General features: G+C 39.5%; 19 protein-coding genes. 1 reads left to right on the forward strand and 18 read right to left on the reverse strand.

What is annotated here, in order from left to right; genetic code table 11:
- The 14 genes from G5B11_RS14360 to G5B11_RS14425 form a co-directional block, all read right to left on the reverse strand.
- Positions 1–351, reverse strand: a 351-nt coding sequence (locus tag G5B11_RS14360) for a DUF2961 domain-containing protein (RefSeq protein WP_173728831.1), incomplete at its 3' end; no start/stop codon positions are given.
- Positions 352–448: 97 nt separating this feature from the next.
- Entirely contained in the window at positions 449–1,501 is a 1,053-nt protein-coding gene (locus G5B11_RS14365; RefSeq protein ID WP_173728834.1) for a LacI family DNA-binding transcriptional regulator, read from the reverse strand.
- 336 nt (positions 1,502–1,837) lie between these two features.
- Complete coding sequence (locus G5B11_RS14370) at positions 1,838–2,767, reverse strand: AEC family transporter (protein ID WP_173728836.1); 930 nt, start codon at positions 2,765–2,767, stop codon at positions 1,838–1,840.
- A 49-nt stretch (positions 2,768–2,816) separates the two neighbouring features.
- Entirely contained in the window at positions 2,817–3,386 is a 570-nt protein-coding gene (locus G5B11_RS14375) for a chromate transporter (RefSeq protein ID WP_173728838.1), read from the reverse strand.
- Complete coding sequence (locus G5B11_RS14380; protein ID WP_173728840.1) at positions 3,383–3,958, reverse strand: chromate transporter; 576 nt, start codon at positions 3,956–3,958, stop codon at positions 3,383–3,385. Before G5B11_RS14380 ends, G5B11_RS14375 begins: the two co-directional genes overlap by 4 nt.
- A gap of 261 nt (positions 3,959–4,219) precedes the next feature.
- Positions 4,220–5,326, reverse strand: coding sequence for an anaerobic sulfatase maturase (locus tag G5B11_RS14385; RefSeq protein ID WP_173728842.1), 1,107 nt, complete (start codon positions 5,324–5,326; stop codon positions 4,220–4,222).
- 19 nt (positions 5,327–5,345) lie between these two features.
- Positions 5,346–6,830 carry a sulfatase family protein gene (locus G5B11_RS14390; RefSeq protein ID WP_173728844.1) on the reverse strand — a complete coding sequence of 495 codons (1,485 nt, stop codon included), beginning with the start codon at positions 6,828–6,830 and terminating at the stop codon, positions 5,346–5,348.
- 51 nt (positions 6,831–6,881) lie between these two features.
- Positions 6,882–8,351: a sulfatase gene (locus G5B11_RS14395; RefSeq protein ID WP_173728846.1), complete on the reverse strand. Its 1,470-nt coding sequence runs from the start codon at positions 8,349–8,351 to the stop codon at positions 6,882–6,884.
- Between the two features lie 12 nt (positions 8,352–8,363).
- Positions 8,364–9,110: an ABC transporter ATP-binding protein gene (locus G5B11_RS14400; protein ID WP_158420745.1), complete on the reverse strand. Its 747-nt coding sequence runs from the start codon at positions 9,108–9,110 to the stop codon at positions 8,364–8,366.
- A gap of 14 nt (positions 9,111–9,124) precedes the next feature.
- The gene (locus tag G5B11_RS14405; protein WP_173728866.1) at positions 9,125–9,901 is read right to left on the reverse strand and encodes an ABC transporter ATP-binding protein; all 777 of its coding nucleotides are present in this window, start codon (positions 9,899–9,901) and stop codon (positions 9,125–9,127) included.
- Positions 9,880–10,671, reverse strand: a complete 792-nt coding sequence (locus G5B11_RS14410) for an ABC transporter permease (protein ID WP_158420746.1) — start codon at positions 10,669–10,671, stop codon at positions 9,880–9,882. The genes G5B11_RS14405 and G5B11_RS14410 overlap by 22 nt, the downstream gene beginning before the upstream one ends.
- Positions 10,668–11,453 (reverse strand): ABC transporter permease, encoded by a 786-nt coding sequence (locus G5B11_RS14415; RefSeq protein WP_158420747.1) that lies wholly within the window; start codon positions 11,451–11,453, stop codon positions 10,668–10,670. The genes G5B11_RS14410 and G5B11_RS14415 overlap by 4 nt, the downstream gene beginning before the upstream one ends.
- A 94-nt stretch (positions 11,454–11,547) precedes the next feature.
- Complete coding sequence (locus tag G5B11_RS14420) at positions 11,548–12,594, reverse strand: ABC transporter substrate-binding protein (protein ID WP_158420748.1); 1,047 nt, start codon at positions 12,592–12,594, stop codon at positions 11,548–11,550.
- A gap of 290 nt (positions 12,595–12,884) precedes the next feature.
- Positions 12,885–13,910: a LacI family DNA-binding transcriptional regulator gene (locus G5B11_RS14425; protein WP_158420749.1), complete on the reverse strand. Its 1,026-nt coding sequence runs from the start codon at positions 13,908–13,910 to the stop codon at positions 12,885–12,887.
- Between the two features lie 241 nt (positions 13,911–14,151).
- On the opposite strand from G5B11_RS14425, the gene G5B11_RS14430 reads away from it, so the two are divergent.
- On the forward strand, positions 14,152–15,093 hold the full coding sequence (locus G5B11_RS14430; RefSeq protein ID WP_173728848.1) for a ribokinase: 942 nt from the start codon (positions 14,152–14,154) through the stop codon (positions 15,091–15,093).
- 253 nt (positions 15,094–15,346) lie between these two features.
- On the opposite strand, the gene G5B11_RS14435 is transcribed toward G5B11_RS14430, so the two are convergent.
- The 4 genes from G5B11_RS14435 to G5B11_RS14450 all read right to left on the reverse strand — a co-directional run bounded on the left by G5B11_RS14435 (position 15,347) and on the right by G5B11_RS14450 (position 19,102).
- Positions 15,347–15,913, reverse strand: a complete 567-nt coding sequence (locus tag G5B11_RS14435; protein ID WP_158420751.1) for a hypothetical protein — start codon at positions 15,911–15,913, stop codon at positions 15,347–15,349.
- 103 nt (positions 15,914–16,016) lie between these two features.
- Positions 16,017–17,357 (reverse strand): glycoside hydrolase family 32 protein, encoded by a 1,341-nt coding sequence (locus tag G5B11_RS14440; RefSeq protein ID WP_173728850.1) that lies wholly within the window; start codon positions 17,355–17,357, stop codon positions 16,017–16,019.
- 18 nt (positions 17,358–17,375) lie between these two features.
- The gene (locus G5B11_RS14445) at positions 17,376–18,230 is read right to left on the reverse strand and encodes a carbohydrate ABC transporter permease (RefSeq protein ID WP_173728852.1); all 855 of its coding nucleotides are present in this window, start codon (positions 18,228–18,230) and stop codon (positions 17,376–17,378) included.
- Positions 18,230–19,102, reverse strand: coding sequence for a carbohydrate ABC transporter permease (locus G5B11_RS14450; protein WP_158420754.1), 873 nt, complete (start codon positions 19,100–19,102; stop codon positions 18,230–18,232). The genes G5B11_RS14445 and G5B11_RS14450 overlap by 1 nt, the downstream gene beginning before the upstream one ends.
- Between the last annotated feature and the right edge of the window lie 6 nt (positions 19,103–19,108).

Consider the following 19,108-nt stretch of genomic DNA (forward strand, 5'->3'; position numbering starts at 1 on the left):
TCGTAAAGCGGCCGTTCTAAAACAGAATGGCGGCCGCTGAGCCCCGTAAAATGCACCTATTCCAAAAAAATCACCTAAAGGTGCTCTTACACTAGGATTTTTTTCATCGTCCCAATACATTTCTATAATAATTTTCCGAAGATATTGAGGTTCATAACAGCGTGTCGTAATCCAAATATGTTTGATTATTCCTGCCCCTCGAATATCTGCTATCACTTTTGTTTCTTTAGGCGGCACTACTACAAAATCTCTGTTTCCTCCAGTTCGATCATAACTTGATTCTCTTCTGGATCGAGCATTTTTCACAAACGGTAACCCTCCTAAGGGGCTATTTTGTTGCCAAGCATTCATAAGCTTATCCTCCTACTTACTTATTATAAATCGTCTCAATGGTAGCGGTACCAATTTTGGGTATAAATAACCTACGCTATATCATGTGTAGTATCAACTACTTCATAACGCAAGGAATTGTAGCTGAATCTCGAATAATCAATTCTGTCGGAAATATGATATTTTGAATTTCCTCATCTGGATATTGATGTCTTCTTATTATACGCTTTGCTGCCACTTCTCCCATACGGCGAATAGGCTGTGAAACTGTAGTTAACCTGGGTTCCATTAATTTTGAAACAAATAAATCATCGAATCCTGTTAGCGAAATATCCTGAGGAATAGATAATCCGACATCCTTAATGGCCATGTATACTTCTGATGCAATATATTCATTTAAGCAATGAACAGCGGTCGGACGGTTCCGTCTTCGCAATAATTCTAACATTACTTTATAACAATTTCCTTCTCCTGGCTCAACTCTTATTATTTGATTATCACCTATCGGTAATTTTGCATTAACCATCGCCTTTTCAAATCCTAAAAATCTTGCATCAGAAGTAGGAAGTGTTTCATTATATCCTATCACAGCAATTTGAGAATGTCCTAATCCGATCAAATAACGAATCATATCACTTGTTCCTTTTTCATCGGTAACACCAATCTTATCAACATTATCCAAATTTGATTGAATTGAAACTATATCAAAGTATTTTTTTGCACGTTTCAGAAGTTTTTCGCTATGCATGCGGCAACTAGTTACAATCAATCCACATGCCCTATCACGAATTAGTTTTTCAAGACTTTCTTCTTCTTTTTGCACAGAATTTCCAATTGCATATATCAAAAGTGAATAGCCTTCAGCATTTACTACATTTTCAACTCCTTTAATAATTTCGTTAAAAAACGGATTTAAAATATCAGTTATAAAAAGGCCAATCGAACGATTAGATTTAGACATCATATTTCTTGCTATACTGCTAGGAACATATCCTGTTTCTTCCATAATTTGAAGAATTCTACTTCTTGTATCAACATTAACATTAGGACTATTATTAATCACTCGTGAAACAGTACTGACAGACACACCTGCTTTCACAGCAATGTCACTAATATTCAACTTATCACCTTCTCTCCTTCTCTCCTTCTCTTTTATTGGTACCGCTACCATATCTTGTTCACATTATATTCTTTCCTTTTTGTTTTGTCAAGAATATTGTGCATTTTTTTATTTTATTGTGTAATTACAAATCATTTTCGTCATTTCGCACAATATTTTATATAAATCTCTGAACTAATGACATTTGCTTTGTGAAATCTATCCAAAAGGCATTCCTCTTTTTATTACTGTTTACGGAACTGGAATGATACAATTCAGTTTGGTACAATATAGTCCTAAATTATCCAAAATATAATTTTTCATTCAAATTCTAATTCATCACTCCCAAAATAACGAGAGCGTAACACACGATTCAAGTTAACCTAATCTGTCATTTAACATATCTCTCTAATAAATTATCAACGCCAGCACCATATATACCAGAATTGACACAATACAGTACAAAGAATTTGTAGTAGATACATATGCACTGCTTTCTTTTTTCTTCAGGAATGTCTGCATACTGAAAGTAGCCGGTGCAGACATATACAGAATGATTGCAAGATCCATAAGCTGTGAACTGCCTACAAGAAAATGGACAGCAAGTAGAACCCCAGCCATCATCACCGCCTGGACGCAAATACGAAGTATGATCGTTTTTATACATGGGCTGATCAGTTCTCGGGTCAACTCCATACTGTACCCTACCACAAGAAGGATCATAGAAGTTACAGAAGTGGTAAGAATATTTTCAACGCTAAGATAAACACCTCCAAAAGAGCTTTCAACAAGCCGTGAAATGATCCCGGTTAATCCGGCTACAATTCCCAAAACACTGGCTACAAATGCAGGAGTTTTTACTGCACTGAAAAACAGTGCCTTTGCACTAATCTTTCCTCCATTTTCAGTCTGTCCCAGCATTCCCATATATACACTGAAGCCAAACAGCAGTCCTGCAATATCCAATACAGCAATCTGGGAAAGATGTTCACTGCCGCACAAACTGGTATATAATGGATAGGCCATCATTCCCCCTTCGTATACACAGACCATGTAGGGCAGATATTTTTTATATGGTGCTTCCAATAATGGCTTTAGTAAAAATCCAACCGAAAAAGAAATCAGCAGCATCACAAACATGATTCCTACCAGTATACCGATTTTCCCTGTATATTCTGCTGTTGCCAGCGCATGGAAAATAGCCACAGGCAACATAATATTTGTAACCAGGCTTTTTATATTGTCAATACCGCTTTGTGTTAATACATTCTTCTTTCTGCACCAGATGCCAAGCAGGATCATAACCAGCACAGGCATAATAATTTCCAGAACCTTCATATCATACACTTCCTTCCTCATATCCTTCCTTTTGTTTAATACAGCCTGTTCACACACCTGCAATCATAGAAAAAGCCACATTTGCCACTCCACACAGCACCATGACTAATATAGGATTTACCTTAAACTTCCGTAACAGCACCAATGCGATCCCGAAAAACACTATCATCCGTATACATATATTTTGTCGTATAAGCTGTATCGTTCCGTTGACAAAAAAAGAAGAAATCAGGATGGTCACTCCCGCTTTCGCAATCATAGCTACAACTGCAGGGCGAAGAGAAGCTAATGTTCCCTGAAACACAGATACATTTTGATATTTAGTATAAAGATGTGCCAATAAAGTCACTATCACGCAGGATGGAAGAATGCAGCCAAATGTTGCAACCACGGCCCCTAGTGGTCCGATAATCTGCATACCTACAAAGGTAGCTGCGTTTACTGCAATCGGGCCAGGTGTCATTTCTGCAATTGTTACCAAATCGGTAAAGGCATTCATAGATAACCATCCATGCAAATTCACCACCTGTTCCTGTATCAGCGGCATTGCCGCGTATCCACCACCAAAGCTTAACGCTCCAACCTGAAGAAAACTTAAAAAAAGCTGAAGATAGATCATTTTTCTTTCCTCTCCTTTATTACCGTGCGGACAATTCCAAATACGATCGTTGCCAATATAATGAAAATAATATTAATGTTAAGGAAGCAACTGCAACAAAAGCTGACAGCCATGATCAAGATATTTATCCAGTCCTTTGATTTTACAACATTCTTCCCCATGTCATACACAACTGACATGATCACTGCACCAACACCTGCAGTCATTCCTTTTAATAATGCAGCAATATAATAATTAGAGCAAAACGCATTATAAAATACCGAAATTAAGGATAAAATCACCATTGGTGGTATAATGGCTCCCAGAGTTGAGACTAGCACTCCTGGTATGCCTGCAAGCTTGTACCCTACTACGATTGCCCCATTCACCGCAATGGCTCCTGGCGAAGACTGTGCGATGGCTACCAGATCCAGCATTTCCTCTTCATCGATCCAGTGGTAATGATCCACAAATTTCTCTTTTAATAAAGTCACAATCACATAACCACCGCCAAATGTAAATGTGCTTAAATATAAACAGGCGAAAAACAGTTTTCGCAATATATAACCTTTATCTTTCGATTTTTCTTCCATAATCCACTCCTTTGGCCTGATATAAACGTTAATTCATAAATGCTTTCAGCATTTTTCCTGCAAATCATATTGTGCCACATATAAGCACTTTAGTAAATATTGGTTCTGTTTATTTTATAAAAATTGCGCATCTCACTCCTCTCACCCCTCACCAAAGTAATCAGAATGTGATGCGCAGCTGTTTAAACTGTGTAGCAGTTGTCCCTGCAAGCAGAAATTTTATTAAGCACTGAAAAGCTTCCGTTGGTAATCAGGTATCCGTCAAAAATCCTGTGCAATTTCAACCATTTTATCATAACAAGTATCAAAAAATAAACGATATCCTTCACAGAAATAATTTTTCCAGGTACCATCTGGCAGTTTGTTTCTGTTTCTCTGGCAACCGCCCCTGCATAACTTCAGGTATCTGCAATTTTTACATGTCTCAGAGATTTTCAGAGATTCTTCCTGAAAACGGATATTTTTCCTGTTTTCATCCATCTCTCCAAAAGTATCCGTATTGGCATTTCCAAGACAGTACTCATCCATCATATAAAAATCACATGGATATACACTTCCATCTGCTTCGATCACGTACTGAATCCCACAGCAGCCTCTCTGATCACAGGCCTCCGGTTCATATCCCTTAAGAATACCTATATAATTGTCAAACTGCCTGATATAAATCGATCTGCCTGTACGAATATCTTCATTCCATTTTTCAAATAAACGGATCAAAAACTTTCCATATTCTACTGGATCCAGCGAATAATGCATTTTACCTTTTTCCTGCTGTAATGGATCAATGCATGGTATATACTGTTGATATTCAAATCCTTTTTTGCTATAAAAGCTATATATTTCATTCAAATATTGTGCTGTCTGGTCATGTACAACGGTAAGAATATTAAAAGGCACGTCATACTGTTTCAACATTTTGCATGTTTCAAGAATCCGGTCAAAGGTTTCTTTTCCATTTTGGGCATGGCGGTAGCAATTATGGGTCTTCCATATCCCATCCAATGAAATTCCAACAAGAAATCCACAGTTTTTAAAGAGTTTACACCATTCTTCGTTAATATTTGTCCCATTTGTTTGAAATGCATATGTTACGGGAATCTTCTTTTTATTATATTTTTCCACATATTCTGCTACTTTATAGTAGAAATCAATTCCTCTTAGTGTTGGCTCTCCGCCCTGAAACGCAATCGCACAACCGCCTTCTGCATAGGCAAGTGCTTTGCGAATAATATTCCGGGCCGTCTTTTCCTCCATCATCCCATAGGATTTCTGCGTTCTGTTTTTTTGTTCATCACAGTAAAAACAGTATTCACATAACATATTGCAGTTTCCGGATGCTGGTTTCATCAAAATGCTGACTGGTGGCATTTGTCTATTCCTTTTCCTTTTAATATTCGTTTATCAAATGCATGGAAAAATCCATATTTTTCATAATTGCACTGTCAAAATTCTTTTTGATCAGTTCATGCTTCAATATCTGATAGGATTCTTTATTCCAGAGATTATCAAATTCACATGGATCGTTCTCCAGATCGTACAATTCCCCGAATTCCTTCCCATGGTAATTCACTATCTTGTACCTTCCATCAAAATACATTGTAGCATAAATATCTTCATGTGTCCCCTTCAGACAGTGATAGAATTCAGAATAAACAGAATCCTTATGATAATCTTTGTCCGCAGTTCCAGTTAAAATAGGTACCAGGCTCTTGCCCTGCATGAAATATGGCACTTCATAACCGGCAAGTTCCAGCAATGTGGGTGCCAGATCTACCAGTTCCACAAGCGCATTCGATTTTACATTCTGAAGGATCCGTGACGGACAGGATATAATCAGGGGCACATGTGTAAGTGCTTCATAAAAATATGCGCCCTTCCAATATAAACCATGATCGCCATTCATCTCACCATGATCACTCATATAGATCACTACTGTATTTTCTCTTTCTCCGCTCTTGTCCAGATAATCCATTAATCGGCCAAATTGATCGTCTACAAGTTCTATTTCTGCATAGTAGTCACGGAAATGTTCTCTCTTTTCATAATCTGTCAGCTCCGGAAACGGCTCTGCCTGCCCCTCTTGACCGCCAATGTAAAAATCTCTTTGCTGATGAGGTGGTTTATTTTCCAATTCTCCCTCTTTCCAAAGTGGCAGCGGCATGTCTTCTACTTTCAATTTATCTTTGTATTCCTGTGGCGGGTCCAGCGGTGGATGTGGATCATACGGATTCAGGCTTATCAGCCAGGGTCCGTCCTTGCCTCTGTTCTCTTCAATAAATTCAATTGCTTTTTCCACACACCAGGTTGTCTGATGATATTCAGCCGGAACTCCTACTGTCTTCCCGGTGAAATTTGGATTTGGAGTTGGCGGCCATGTTGCCATGCTTGTATATTTACCACCATAAATATCTGCCCATTTCAGGCCTTTCTCCTTCAGCCAGTTCTGGTAACAATTTTCCCCATGCAGCCAGTCATCATTTGGATGCTCACTCCACTGCACATATGTATATCCATCGTCTGTTCTGTTTTCCATCCTGCCTTGTGCGGATGTGAGATGCAATTTTCCTGATAAACCACAAACATACCCTTCATCTGCCAGAAGCTTTGTAACTAGCTTTTCGTCCTTTGAATAATTATCATTTCCATTGTAAAAAGCTTTTGTTGTTCTCGGATAACGTCCTGTCAGAAAGCATGAACGGCTTGGTGTACACACCGGTGCCTGGGTATATGCCCTTGTGAATGTAACACCTTCACTGACAAATTTATCAATATTCGGTGTCTTAATGTATGGATTTCCCAGACACCCAATCGTATCCCATCTTTGCTGATCTGTACAAAACCAGACAATATTCAATGGTTTCTCCTGAGCCATAGTATCATCCTCCCAGTTCATAAAATAGTAAGTTATTAAAAAATCCTTGTTCTAATTCATATTCAGCCCTATACGATCATACAATTCCTGTGGTGCTTCATTTTCTTCCAAAAGCCCCTTCATAGCCTGTATCATTTTTTCTTCTACTACTGTATCCATAATAGATGTATTCTGATCTGGGTCATTCTTCAAGTCAAACAACAGGTCACCGTATTTCATGTGTTCTTCATACTGATAACACGAATTATTGGGAGACGTTGCACCAGATGCAGGAATCTTCATAACCGGTATTCCCTTTGTAAATCCAAAATCTTTCACCATTTCAACATCCGTATTCTGCAGTTCCTCTACAGAAAATGGTTCAAACATATGCAATGGCACAATTGTATAATTATTTAGACTGTTATTCTCTTTGCGTCCTGCACGCATATATACATATCTTCCGTCTGTAATATTGACATGCTTTCCGAAATAGCCAAACAAAATATAATCATGAATTGATTTTTCGTCTTTTAAAACGGGGAAAAGTGACTTACCTTTCATATCAGGTGTTGGTGCGATTCCAAAGTAGTCAAGGATCGTTGGTGCAATGTCAATTGTCTGACAAAGCTGTGAACGTCTTTCTCCAGCACAGCCAATGGCTGGATTCCAGATAAAAAATGGTGTATGGACAATCTGGTCATAATTAGGCATATAATTTTTTCCAAAAAAGCCATGTTCCCCAAGCATATATCCATGATCTGTATTTACGATCAACATGGTATCTTTCCACATGTCATGTTCATCCATAAAATCCAAAATTTTACCAAAATACTCATCTATCATAGAAAGGACTGCCCGATAATTGGTTCTTGCTTCGCTTACTTCTTCTGACCCTTCATTTACCTCTCCATAGAAAGGCCAATCAAAGGGCTGCTCTTTATCTGTATACATCTTTTTGTACTTATCCGGCACGAAATATGGTTCGTGTGGATCAAAATATTCAATATGTAAATACCAGTTATCTTCCTGATAATTGCTTTCGAGAAATTCAAGTCCTGCCTGACACGTTTTCACATGAGGGTGGTTTTCTCCTTGCATATATTTCCTGTTTATTTCATCCTGGCGATGAAGATCTATATTTTCTTTAAAACCTTTTACTTCTCCCTTCCAGAAATCACCTTCCTGACCTCTTATCATCTCACATGATGCAAATTTGGTATGATAAGTACTTCCGCCTTCCTGCCAATAATGTGCATGATCTGTCACGCAATGGGTATATATTCCATTTTTTCCCAGTATGGATGCAATAGAATCATCAAAAGGTTCCAACGGTCCCCAACATCTATGTAAAAAATTGTATCTTCCTGTATGAAGTTCTCTTCGTGCAGGAATGCAGGGAAGACTTCCAACATAAAAATTATCAAATGTAACTGTTTTTTTCGCCAGCCGGCGAAAATTCGGCATGATCGACAGATTATCTCCATAATTCGGAAGGTATTTTCTGTTCAGAGAATCATACATAACAGTAATTGCCCTCATAGGTTCACCTCTCTACCACCATTTAATTAATTCAGTAACTTCATTTCTAAGTTTAACAAACTCCGGTGCTGCAATATCTCTTGGCCTTGGAAGTTCATTTATCAGTGTTTTCTTTACTGTAGTCGGTTTGTTGGTCAGAACCATAATCTTATTTCCTAAATAAACCGCCTCTTCAATATTATGGGTAATGAACAAAACCGTCGTCCCTGTCATCTGCCACAGTTTTACCAGTTCATCTTCCAGTTTGAATCGAAGCTCAATGTCCAGCTGTCCATATGGTTCATCCATCAAAAGAAGTTCCGGTTCTGTTGCAAATGCCCTTGCAATACTTACTCTCTGAAGCATACTTGCAGAAAGCTGTTTCGGATAATATTTTCTATATTTTGAAAGACCTACGATTTCCAGATACTTGTCTACCTGTTCCTTTTTTCTTGCCTCAGGGATTTTCTTGATATCAAGACCAAAACGTACATTTTCCTCTACAGTAAGCCATGGCATGGTGGAATCTCCCTGAAAGATGTATGCAATATTCTGCTTTTTCGGATCTACCTGTTCTCCGTTTAGAAGAATTTCTCCATCTGTAATGTCATAAATCTTTGTAAGGCTGTTCAGGAATGTTGTTTTTCCACAGCCAGTAGGACCAACTACACACAAAAGATCTCCGTCCTCTACATCAAAAGACATATCATTTAACACAAGCAGGTCTCCAAATTTCTTTGTCAGATGATTTACTTTTACCTTCGTCTTTTTTTCACTCATTGGATACCCTCTCCCTATAATGTGCTGTCCAGAATGCTGGTGATCTCTTTACGGAGAGCCAGGAATTCCGGTGAAACCAGATTTCTCGGTCTTGGCAGATCAATCTTATATTCTTTTTTAACAGTCGCCGGGCAATTTGTAAGCACCAGTATTCTGTCTGCCAGGTACAGAGCTTCTTCTATATTATTTGTAACAAAAATAACCGTTCGTTTTTCTGCTTCCCAGATTCTCTGCAGTTCCTCCTGCATAAGATATCTTGTCTGTGCATCCAGTGCTCCGAATGGCTCATCCATAAGCATTAGCTTTGGTTCATTACAATAAGCACGGGCAATACCTACTCGCTGCCGCATACCTCCTGACAACTGTACCGGGAAAGACTTTTCAAATCCGCTCAGCCCCACAAGATCAATATATTTCTGTGCACGTTTCTGTCTCTCTGCTTTTGGAACTCCTGCCATTTTCAATCCATATTCTACATTTCCCATTGTGGTCATCCAGGGAAATAATGCAGTTGACTGAAACACAACTCCCCTGGAGGAATCTGGCTTGGTAATTTCTTTTCCCATAAATTTCATACTGCCAGCTGTTGCTTTTTCAAATCCTGCAATCATATTAATGATTGTCGTCTTGCCACACTGTCCAGGTCCAAAAAGAACCAGAAACTCGTTTTCTCTTGCTTCTAAATCTAAATTTTGAACTACCGGATGTTCGCCCTCCGGAGTAATAAAAGTTTTGCTCACATTTTTACATTCTACAATATTATTGTGATTTATTTTCCGCTCTTGTTCCATCGGCATAATACATCCTCCGCCCTTCGCATTATAATCGCCAGAATATAACCAACAACACCGATCATCACGATTCCAGAAAGAATCTGTATCATATCATTGTTATTCATTCCGGCTACGATCATCCATCCAAGTCCTTCTGAAGACCTTACCATCTCGGCAGCTAGTACAGTTGCCCAGCTGCTTGAAATAGCAACTTGTAATCCTGCAAAAATATTTGGCACTGAAGCAGGAAGCACGATGGTAGTAAAGATTTTACGTTCACTTGCGCCAAGCATTCTTGCTGCATTGACAATTTCCGGATCAACACTTCTGGCTCCAGCCATAGAGTTCAACGTTGTATTAGAAAATGATGCCAGAAAAATCAAAAAGATTTTTGCATCTTCGCCAAGTCCAAACCAAATAATAGAAATCGGGATCCATGCAATCGGAGGGATCGGACGGATAATTCTGAATAATGGATTAAAAATCGCTTCTGCAATCCGATACCATCCCATTAAAAGACCAAGCACCACACCAACTAACGAACCAATTATAAATCCAATCATTACTCGTAACAGACTATATCCTGCATGTGCCAGAATACTATGGCGTCCAACTTTTCCCACAATACCTGTGCCTACAGCCTTCAATACATCAAAAGGTCCAGGAATGAGTAATCCAAGCTGTGTAGCCTGTGTCCCCCAGTACCATAAAATGATAAATGCTCCTATGGATACCACTGCACAGACAGCACCTATTGATTTTTCAGATAGTTTTTTTCCATTTGTCATTTTGCATTCATTCCTTTCGCAACATGAATTTCCACCAGATGAAGCAACGCATCAAATATTGCTCCTACTGCGCCAATAGCCAGCATTCCAACAATGATGATATCCGGTCTGGAAATTGCCCTTGCCTGCTGGATCATATAACCAAGTCCTTTTGTGGATGCAAGGAGTTCAGCTGCAACCAACGCTGTCCAGGATGTTCCCAGAGCTACTCGAAGTCCTGTAAAAATCATTGGAAGTGCGGTCGGTATTGCGATTTTAAAAAGCTTCTGACTGTCTGATGCTCCAAAAACATCCCCCACCCACAAGTGTGTTTCTTTTGTCTGACGTATTCCTGTGTAGCTGTTTACAATACAGGCAATCAACGCACCCAGAAAGATAACTAATGCTTTTGATGTAATTCCAATACCAAACAGCAAAATAAACATTGGAATCCATGCAAGTCCGGGAATCGGACGAACCAGGTCAAACAATGGTCTTACAAATCTGTCTACCCATTTATTCCATGCCATTGCTATACCAAGCGGTACCCCTACGAGTGCGCCCAATGCATATCCTAACAAGGCAACTTTAATACTGGACCACAGATGTGCCTGCAAGGTTGCTCCATCAGGAGCTTTCGTATGCAGCTTATCTAAGAACGTATTGAAAACTTTTACCGGTCCCGGAAATACTGTTTCTGATTTCATATGAAATACATTGATACACAGAAACCAGATTAGAATTACTGTACAAACTGAGACAACGGAAATGCAAAAATATTTCATTTTATTCTTTTGTTTCATTTTTACCCTCCATATTTTCTCTTAAATCACTTGTGGGACTGATTTTCAATTCTATTGAATTAAAATCGTCCCACAAGTGATTTTTCATTTCCTATCAGGATTCTGCATTTCTGCTTTTCACTGTTTCAATAAAAGATTTATCAATGCTATTTTCTACATTTTTAATATCGTCATCTGTGAGCATTTCCTGATCTACATAGAATTTTCCGATATTCAGCATAAATGCGCCTAACGGATTCTCATCTGTATCTACAGTTTCACGTGTAAAGTAATCTTTTACTGCAACTTCCGTACTCATATCTGAATCACTATATGTAATTCCTTCGTCAGCATACCACTGCACAGCAACTTCTTTTCTCTCATCTTCATTTGCCATAATATCTTCACAGGCTTTATAGTAGCATTCCAGGAACAGTGCCAGATCATCTTTTCTTTCTTCTGCCACATCATTTTGTGTGAAAATGGTATCAATAATCGGACTGTCAGAAACCATATTCATATCACATACTTTAACATAACCTTCTTCTTCAAGCTGATTGGTATATGGCATTTTATTGGCAACAAGATCTCCCTCGCCTGTAACAAATGCCTGATATGCCTGCGGATAATCCATAGAAACCATGCTGAAATCATCTGCTGTCAATCCAAAATGTTCCATATACTTAATAGCCTGATAGTGGGCTGTTGTTGCCAGAGGCCCTAAAATGGAAGCTCCTTTTAATGTTTCCGCACTTCCAATAATTCCATCCTCATCAGCGCCTGCTTTAGCTATGTCACTATCTTCCCTTACATAAATGGATTCGCCGCCAGTTGTGATAACACCGTCGCCAATATACGTGTACATTCCTGTTCCAAGGGCATAAATAGAAGCCATTCCACTGACAGCCACATCCAGTTCTCCTGCTGCCATTGCTTCGTTGATCGGTGCACCAGTTGCAAAAATCTCAAGATCTACATCTAAGCCCGCATCCTCAAAATATCCCTTTTCCTGAGCCCAATGTACCGGAAGGCCAAGTGCATTTGCCATTGTTCCAACAATCAATTTCTCTCCAGAACCTTTCAGTTCATCTGCGCTTACCGGAACAGCCATTGTTCCTGCAAGCATGCAAGTTGCTACTACTAATGCCACTCTTCGCTTCATGTAAAAACCTCCTGTTATTCTTTTTTACTGTCTTCTTTTGCTTTTGAATACGTATTCATTTGATGTTTTATTTATACCATAAATAATAATTATTGTCAATAAGTTTCCTTTTATGTTCTGTTTTTTTGGTTATATATAACATTTTGATTTTTTATTTTTGTAGAATCTGCATATTTCTTTATTATTTTTGTTTGCATTATATTCTTTTTTATGCATCTTGTACATTTTGATTCAGGCAGCCAAAATCTATAATCCATAAAAAAAGCAGGTTCCAAAGAACCCGCTTCTAATCAAATTGTTGTATCCCGGATTTCCAAATGTGGCTTGATCCATTCATGGGCACTTATAGTTTCTCCACTGATCAGTTTCAACAGAAGTCTGCATGCCTTACTCACCATAGTGTCAACTTCAACATGTACTGTACTCATCTTAGGTATCAACACAGATGACAACGGTACATCATCCATCCCCAATACCTGAACCTGCTCTGGAATTTTTATATTTAGATTCCTCAGAGCCTGTACAACACCAAGCCCTACAATATCACTATAAGTAAAAATAGCTGTTTTTTCTTTTGTAAACTCCTCTATATTCTTAGCGATACACTCATATGCACTGCCGATTCCGATTTTACAATTAAAGATATCCTTTTCTTCCAAAACGTATCCACATTCTTCTAAACCATCACGATATCCGTCCATACGCCTCTTGGCATCCGATTTTTCATCACTTACTGTTATATGGATTTTTCTGTATTCGGGAAATCCACCATAATATTTTCCTGCGATATAGCCTCCATAATAACTGTCTGAAAAAAAATAATTCAGGTTTTCACGTATCTTACTACCTGCATTCATCATAAACACACATGGAACCTTGAACTCCTCAATAAGCTTGATTTCATTATCAGACAGTTCCATTCTCAATACAAGAAATCCATCTACTTTTTTCTTACGGACAATTCTCTCAAAGCTGGAAAAATCATCAGCATCACGATCATAATAAATAACCATAATATCATAATCAAAATGGCTTAATTCCTTCTGGATCTGATCATAAACATAGGCAAGCATACAATTTTCAGTCATACCCACAAAATGCTTTGGAAACATTATTCCTATTGTCCCTGTTTTACTTGTCCGCAAGCTTTGTGCCTGACTGTTAAGCTGAAAATTGTACTCCCTTGCCTTACGCAAAATATATTCCTTTTTCTCTGGAGTCACCAGATCACTATTATTTAATGCCCTTGAAACCGTTGACTGCGACACGCCAATCAACTTGGCAAAATCTCTTGACGTCATTCCTTTTTTATTCATTCCATTCCCCCAAATAACACATTACAATAAAAATCGCCCTTTTATTTGTAATTATAACCAAATTTTCAGCTATTAGCAATATTATTTTTGACAAAATATGCAATCAAACAAAGCATTGCCAGACCGGCTGGTTTTGGTGTAGAGTATATATTAAATGGAGAGCTGACAAATTTCGCCCTCTATTGACGAAATGCAGTCTCCAGATTACTAATACATCTGAAATAATAAAAGGGAGAAACATATGGAACAGCCAAAAATTCTTGTAGTGGGAAGTATCAATATGGATCTTTTTGTAAAAGGTGCCCATCGCATTCCCTCCTATGGTGAAACCATCCGATGCGGCGAATACGGTTTTGCTTCCGGTGGAAAAGGATCCAATCAGGCCTTTGCAGTTGCCCGTCTAGGCGGTTCTGCTATCTTTGTGGGCCGTATTGGAGATGATGATTATGGAAAAAAAGTAACCGCATCCCTAAGAAATGCTGGCGTTAATACTGACTATCTGGTAGTTGATCCAGACACCCAGACCGGACTTGCCTTGATGCCCATTGAGCCTGGTGCCGGACGATACGTCTGTTATGTTGCCATGGGTGGAAATGACCGCCTTTGTCCGGAAGACGTAAAAAAAGCCATGGACGCCCAGGCTTTTGATATGGTTCTTATGCAGCTTGAAATGCCTTTGGAAACCATCTATGGCACCATAGAACTGGCAAAAGAACGTCACATTCCGGTATTTCTGGATGCAGGTCCTGCCATAGATATTTCCCTGGAACGGCTGAAAGGTCTTTTTATCATTTCTCCTAACGAAGCCGAAACCTTTGGCCTTACCGGGATCTGTCCGGACACAGATGCAAACGCTTTCAAGGCTGCCCGGCTGCTTTATGAAAAGACTGCTCCCACATATGTGATCCTGAAGTTAGGTGACAGGGGGATTCTCCTTTATGATGGAAAAGAATCCCTCCGAATTCCCTGTTTTAAAGTTGATGCTGTTGACTCCACCGCAGCAGGAGACACATTCGGTGCTGCACTTGCCATCTCCCTTTGTAAAGGGCTTTCCATGATGGATGCAATTCGCTATGCTCAGGCAGCAGCAGGAATTTGCGTATCCAGGACAGGCGCCCAGAGTTCTATCCCCACTCCGGAAGAAATCTGCCGATTTTTGGATTCCCATCCAAATCTGAATTAGTCCCATGCTCGCGGAAAGTTTTTATGTAATAGGAGCATTCCGACGCAATCATAAAAAAGCGTGCATCCTGTGGTTGATAATGCCACACAAATGCACGCTTTTTTATGTAAGTCCTGTCAAGAATGCCTCGGCATTCTTGCTGCGAGGTGCGCGTCATGCAATTGCATGACATACTTCTCCTGCGCACCTCTGCAATCCTGCCGGAGGCTATATCAGCTGGGGGATTGACTCCCAGCTGATATACAGGCTGAAATCATTTAATGGTCAGATCAAGGCAAAGCTTAGTTCTTTCAATATTACCCATTCCAATGTACAGGGTCTCGCCTTTTTTCAGCTTAACAGATGCTGTCCTGGATGGCAGGAATGTGTTTGCTGTGATTTTCTTAGTATAGCTCTTGCTGATGGACCAGCTGTATGCAGAACAGATATACATTACATCTGTTTTCTTTTTGTTCAGCTTAATGGTCACACGGTCAAGACCATAATAGCCGTTTTTGTACAGGCTGCTATGTGCTGCAAGAATATCACTGGCAGAACTTCTTCCTCTTTTACGAAGATTTCCAAGTGTAATCTTGTAAGTCTTTGTTGCCGGTGCTTTAAATTTCACATAGCTGTATGTGGAGCTTTTCTTGGTTGCCTTTGGAAGTGTTACAACTGTCTTTCCCTTTTTCACTGCTTTTGCTTTTGTTTCCTTTGTAACAGCTGTCACCTTTGCTGCAGCGCTTGCTTCCACTGGAAGTGCCAGTACCATGACCATTGCCAGAAGCAGTGCAAATACTTTTGTAAATTTTCTCTTTTTCATTTCTGTTGTCTGAGCCAAAGCTCTCTCCTTATATTATTTGCAGTTTTCCTGCAAATATATATTATCATGCTTTGTTCATTTTGTCCATATTTTTCCAAATTTCTGTAATTATCATATTTTTCTACTTTTCACTAATCATGGCGTTTTTCCGAACCTCTGTGATCGTAGCATTTCCGGAAATTTCACTTCCCAGTCCATAAACCACATTGCTTAAGGTGTACTGCCCCTGATTTACAAAAATTTCAATCAAATTTGGCTCCACAAAAATATCCAGCTGTGCTTTCTCTCCAACATAAGGCGTACTGCTTTTTGTTCTGTACCTGGAATCCTCTACAAAAACATTCTGCCGGTCAGTACAAATGCATCCCTGTTTCATTTCCAGATCAAAACCTCCAATAGAAAGGCTTTCTCCCTCTTTCATGTCTGCTTTTATGTACAGTGCGCTGCCTTCTTTTAGTATCTTTTCTGCTGATTCTGCTTTCTGAAAATACTTCCATACCTCTGGATGTACATAAAAGTAGATCTTTTCATTCTGAATCCTTACCTCTCTTGGAAGGCACATCATCCCGTTCCATGGCTGTCCATCCGGTCCATTCACTGGCTCAGGCATACGCATCCAGGCGATCATCACCCTTCTGCCTTCTTTATCAAGATTAGACTGTGGTGCATACAGATCTCCACCATAATCTACCCGTTCATACTGATCTGCAAGAGTAAGCTTTCCTGTTTCAAGATCAAAATCAGCAAACCCACACACAGAATGATTGGCATACTCCTTGCCATCCTCCTGGATCCCCATAGGCGAACCAATAAACACTCTTTTTCCGTCAACTAGAAACAGATCCGGACATTCCATGGTATGTCCATAACGGGCATTAGTACACTGGGACAGATATTCCCAAGACAGCCCGTCCCTACTTGAAAACAACACCAGCCGTCCAGCCTGATGATTCTCAGTGCTTCCCAGGATCATATAATATCTGCCATTTTCTTCCCATACCTTCGGATCTCTGGTGTCCGCAGAATCTGCAATTTTCGGATCACGAATCACAGGTACGATCTGTTTTTTGTCCTTCCAGTTATCGAAATGAAAACCATCTTCAGATGTGATCATACTCTGACTTGTCTCAATTACACCTTCTGCCTGATGAATATTCCCAGACTGTTCTTTCAGATAGCGAACTGCAGAATAGTATAAAAACAGTTTTCCATCTTTTTCCAAGGCACTTCCGGAAAAAATGCCGTTTCTGTCATAATCCTTAGTGGGAAAAAGTGCCACGCCCAGATGTTTCCAGGTAACAAGGTCATCGCTGACCGCATGTCCCCAGTGCATGGTGCCCCATACAGGTGCATATGGGAAATACTGGTAAAACAGATGATACTGCCCCTTATAATAGATAAATCCGTTTGGATCATTGATCCAGTTTCCCGGAGCTTTTAAATGCAAAATATTCTTTTTCATAGTTCCACTCCTCCTGTTTTATTTCACAGCACCTGCCACAACACCATTAATGATCTGCTTCTGCAATGCAATATAAAGGATCAGCAACGGAACCACACATAACAGAAGTCCTGCCATGATCGTGCCATAATCAGCAGAATATGTGCCATAAAAGCTATAAGTGGATAAAGGTAATGTTAAAAGCTTTTTGTCTGTCAAAACCAGTGACGGAAGCAGGAAATCGTTCCAGAACGCAAGGGCATTCAAAATCAATGTGGTAGACATGATCGGCTTCAGCAATGGGAACACGATCTTGAAAAATGTCTGAGTATGTGTACATCCGTCAAGATATGCTGCCTCCTCCAATGCAATTGGCACGCTGCCCCTTATAAAACCATGAAACATAAACACTGTCATGGACATGGAAAACCCTACATGCATAAAGATCAGGGTAAGCCTGTGATTCAGCAGATTCAGCGTTCCTCCGTAAATGCTTACCAATGGGATCATGATGGCCTGGAACGGAATGATCATGGAGGCAACCATAAGTGCAAAAATGATCCTGGTCAGCATATTGTTATTCCGCACAATAAAGTATGCCAGCATAGCAGCCAGAATAGTAACGATTGCTGTTGCAGATACGGTAATGATCAGAGAATTCTTGATGGCATTCAGGAAATCCATCTGATTAAATGCTTTCACAAAATTATCGAAGGAAAGGCCTTTCACTGTAAAAAGCCAGGAAAAAGGACTTTTAATAATATCTCTTTTCTGCTTCAGAGAATTGATCACAACCATCAGAAATGGAAACATATAAGCTATAAAAATAAGGATCATCCCTGCCATTGCAAAGGTTCTTACTGATCTTTTCTGAACTCCTGATGAACTGTTCATTATGCAGCTACCTCCTTTTTCTTAGTGATATAAACCTGGATTCCACTGATGCATGCAACGATCAGGAACAATACAATAGCTTCTGCCTGGCCTGTACCAAATTGTCTGGATGTGAAAGCTTTTTCGTATACATGCATGGCTGCCATTTCAGTGGAACCATACGGTGCGCCGCCAGTAAGAGAAAGGTTCACATCATAAACCATAAATGCTCTTGAAAGCGTCAGGAAAAGACAGATCGTGATGGATGGCATCATCAGTGGAAGAATGATATTTTTCATTTTTTTCCATCCGGAAGCTCCATCAATGCTGGCTGCTTCCATAACTTCTGTATCCAGTCCGGTAAATCCTGCCACATAGATCAGGATCATATATCCGGACAGCTGCCATACAGTTACAAGCACCATGGCCGCAAACGCTGTATTCGGCTTTGACAGCCAGGAGATCTCAAAAAGATTCCAGTCTGTGGCTTCTCCAATGCTTACAAATACTCTTGAAAATACAAACTGCCAGATATATCCAAGAACAATTCCACCGATCAGATTGGGGGTAAAGAAACCAGCCCTGAAAAAATTCTGTCCTTTAAAACCTCTGGTCAACAGATATGCGATCAAAAATGCCAGTACATTTACCAGCACTACTACAGCGATCACATACTTGAAAGTAAGTACAAGAGAACTCCAGAACTGAGCATCCTTTGCCATGGCAGCAAAGTTCTTCAGACCTACAAAATTCTTTACAGACGACACTCCGTTCCAATCAGTCAATGTTAAATAAACACCATATAAAAACGGTACGATCACTACTGCCAGGAAACAAAACAAACCAGGCAGTGCAAATATGCAGAAATCTTTACCTTTCCTTTTCGTATTCATGGTTTT

The sequence above is a fragment of the Blautia glucerasea genome, from assembly GCF_013304385.1.
Classification (GTDB): Bacteria; Bacillota; Clostridia; order Lachnospirales; family Lachnospiraceae; genus Blautia_A; species Blautia_A ammoniilytica.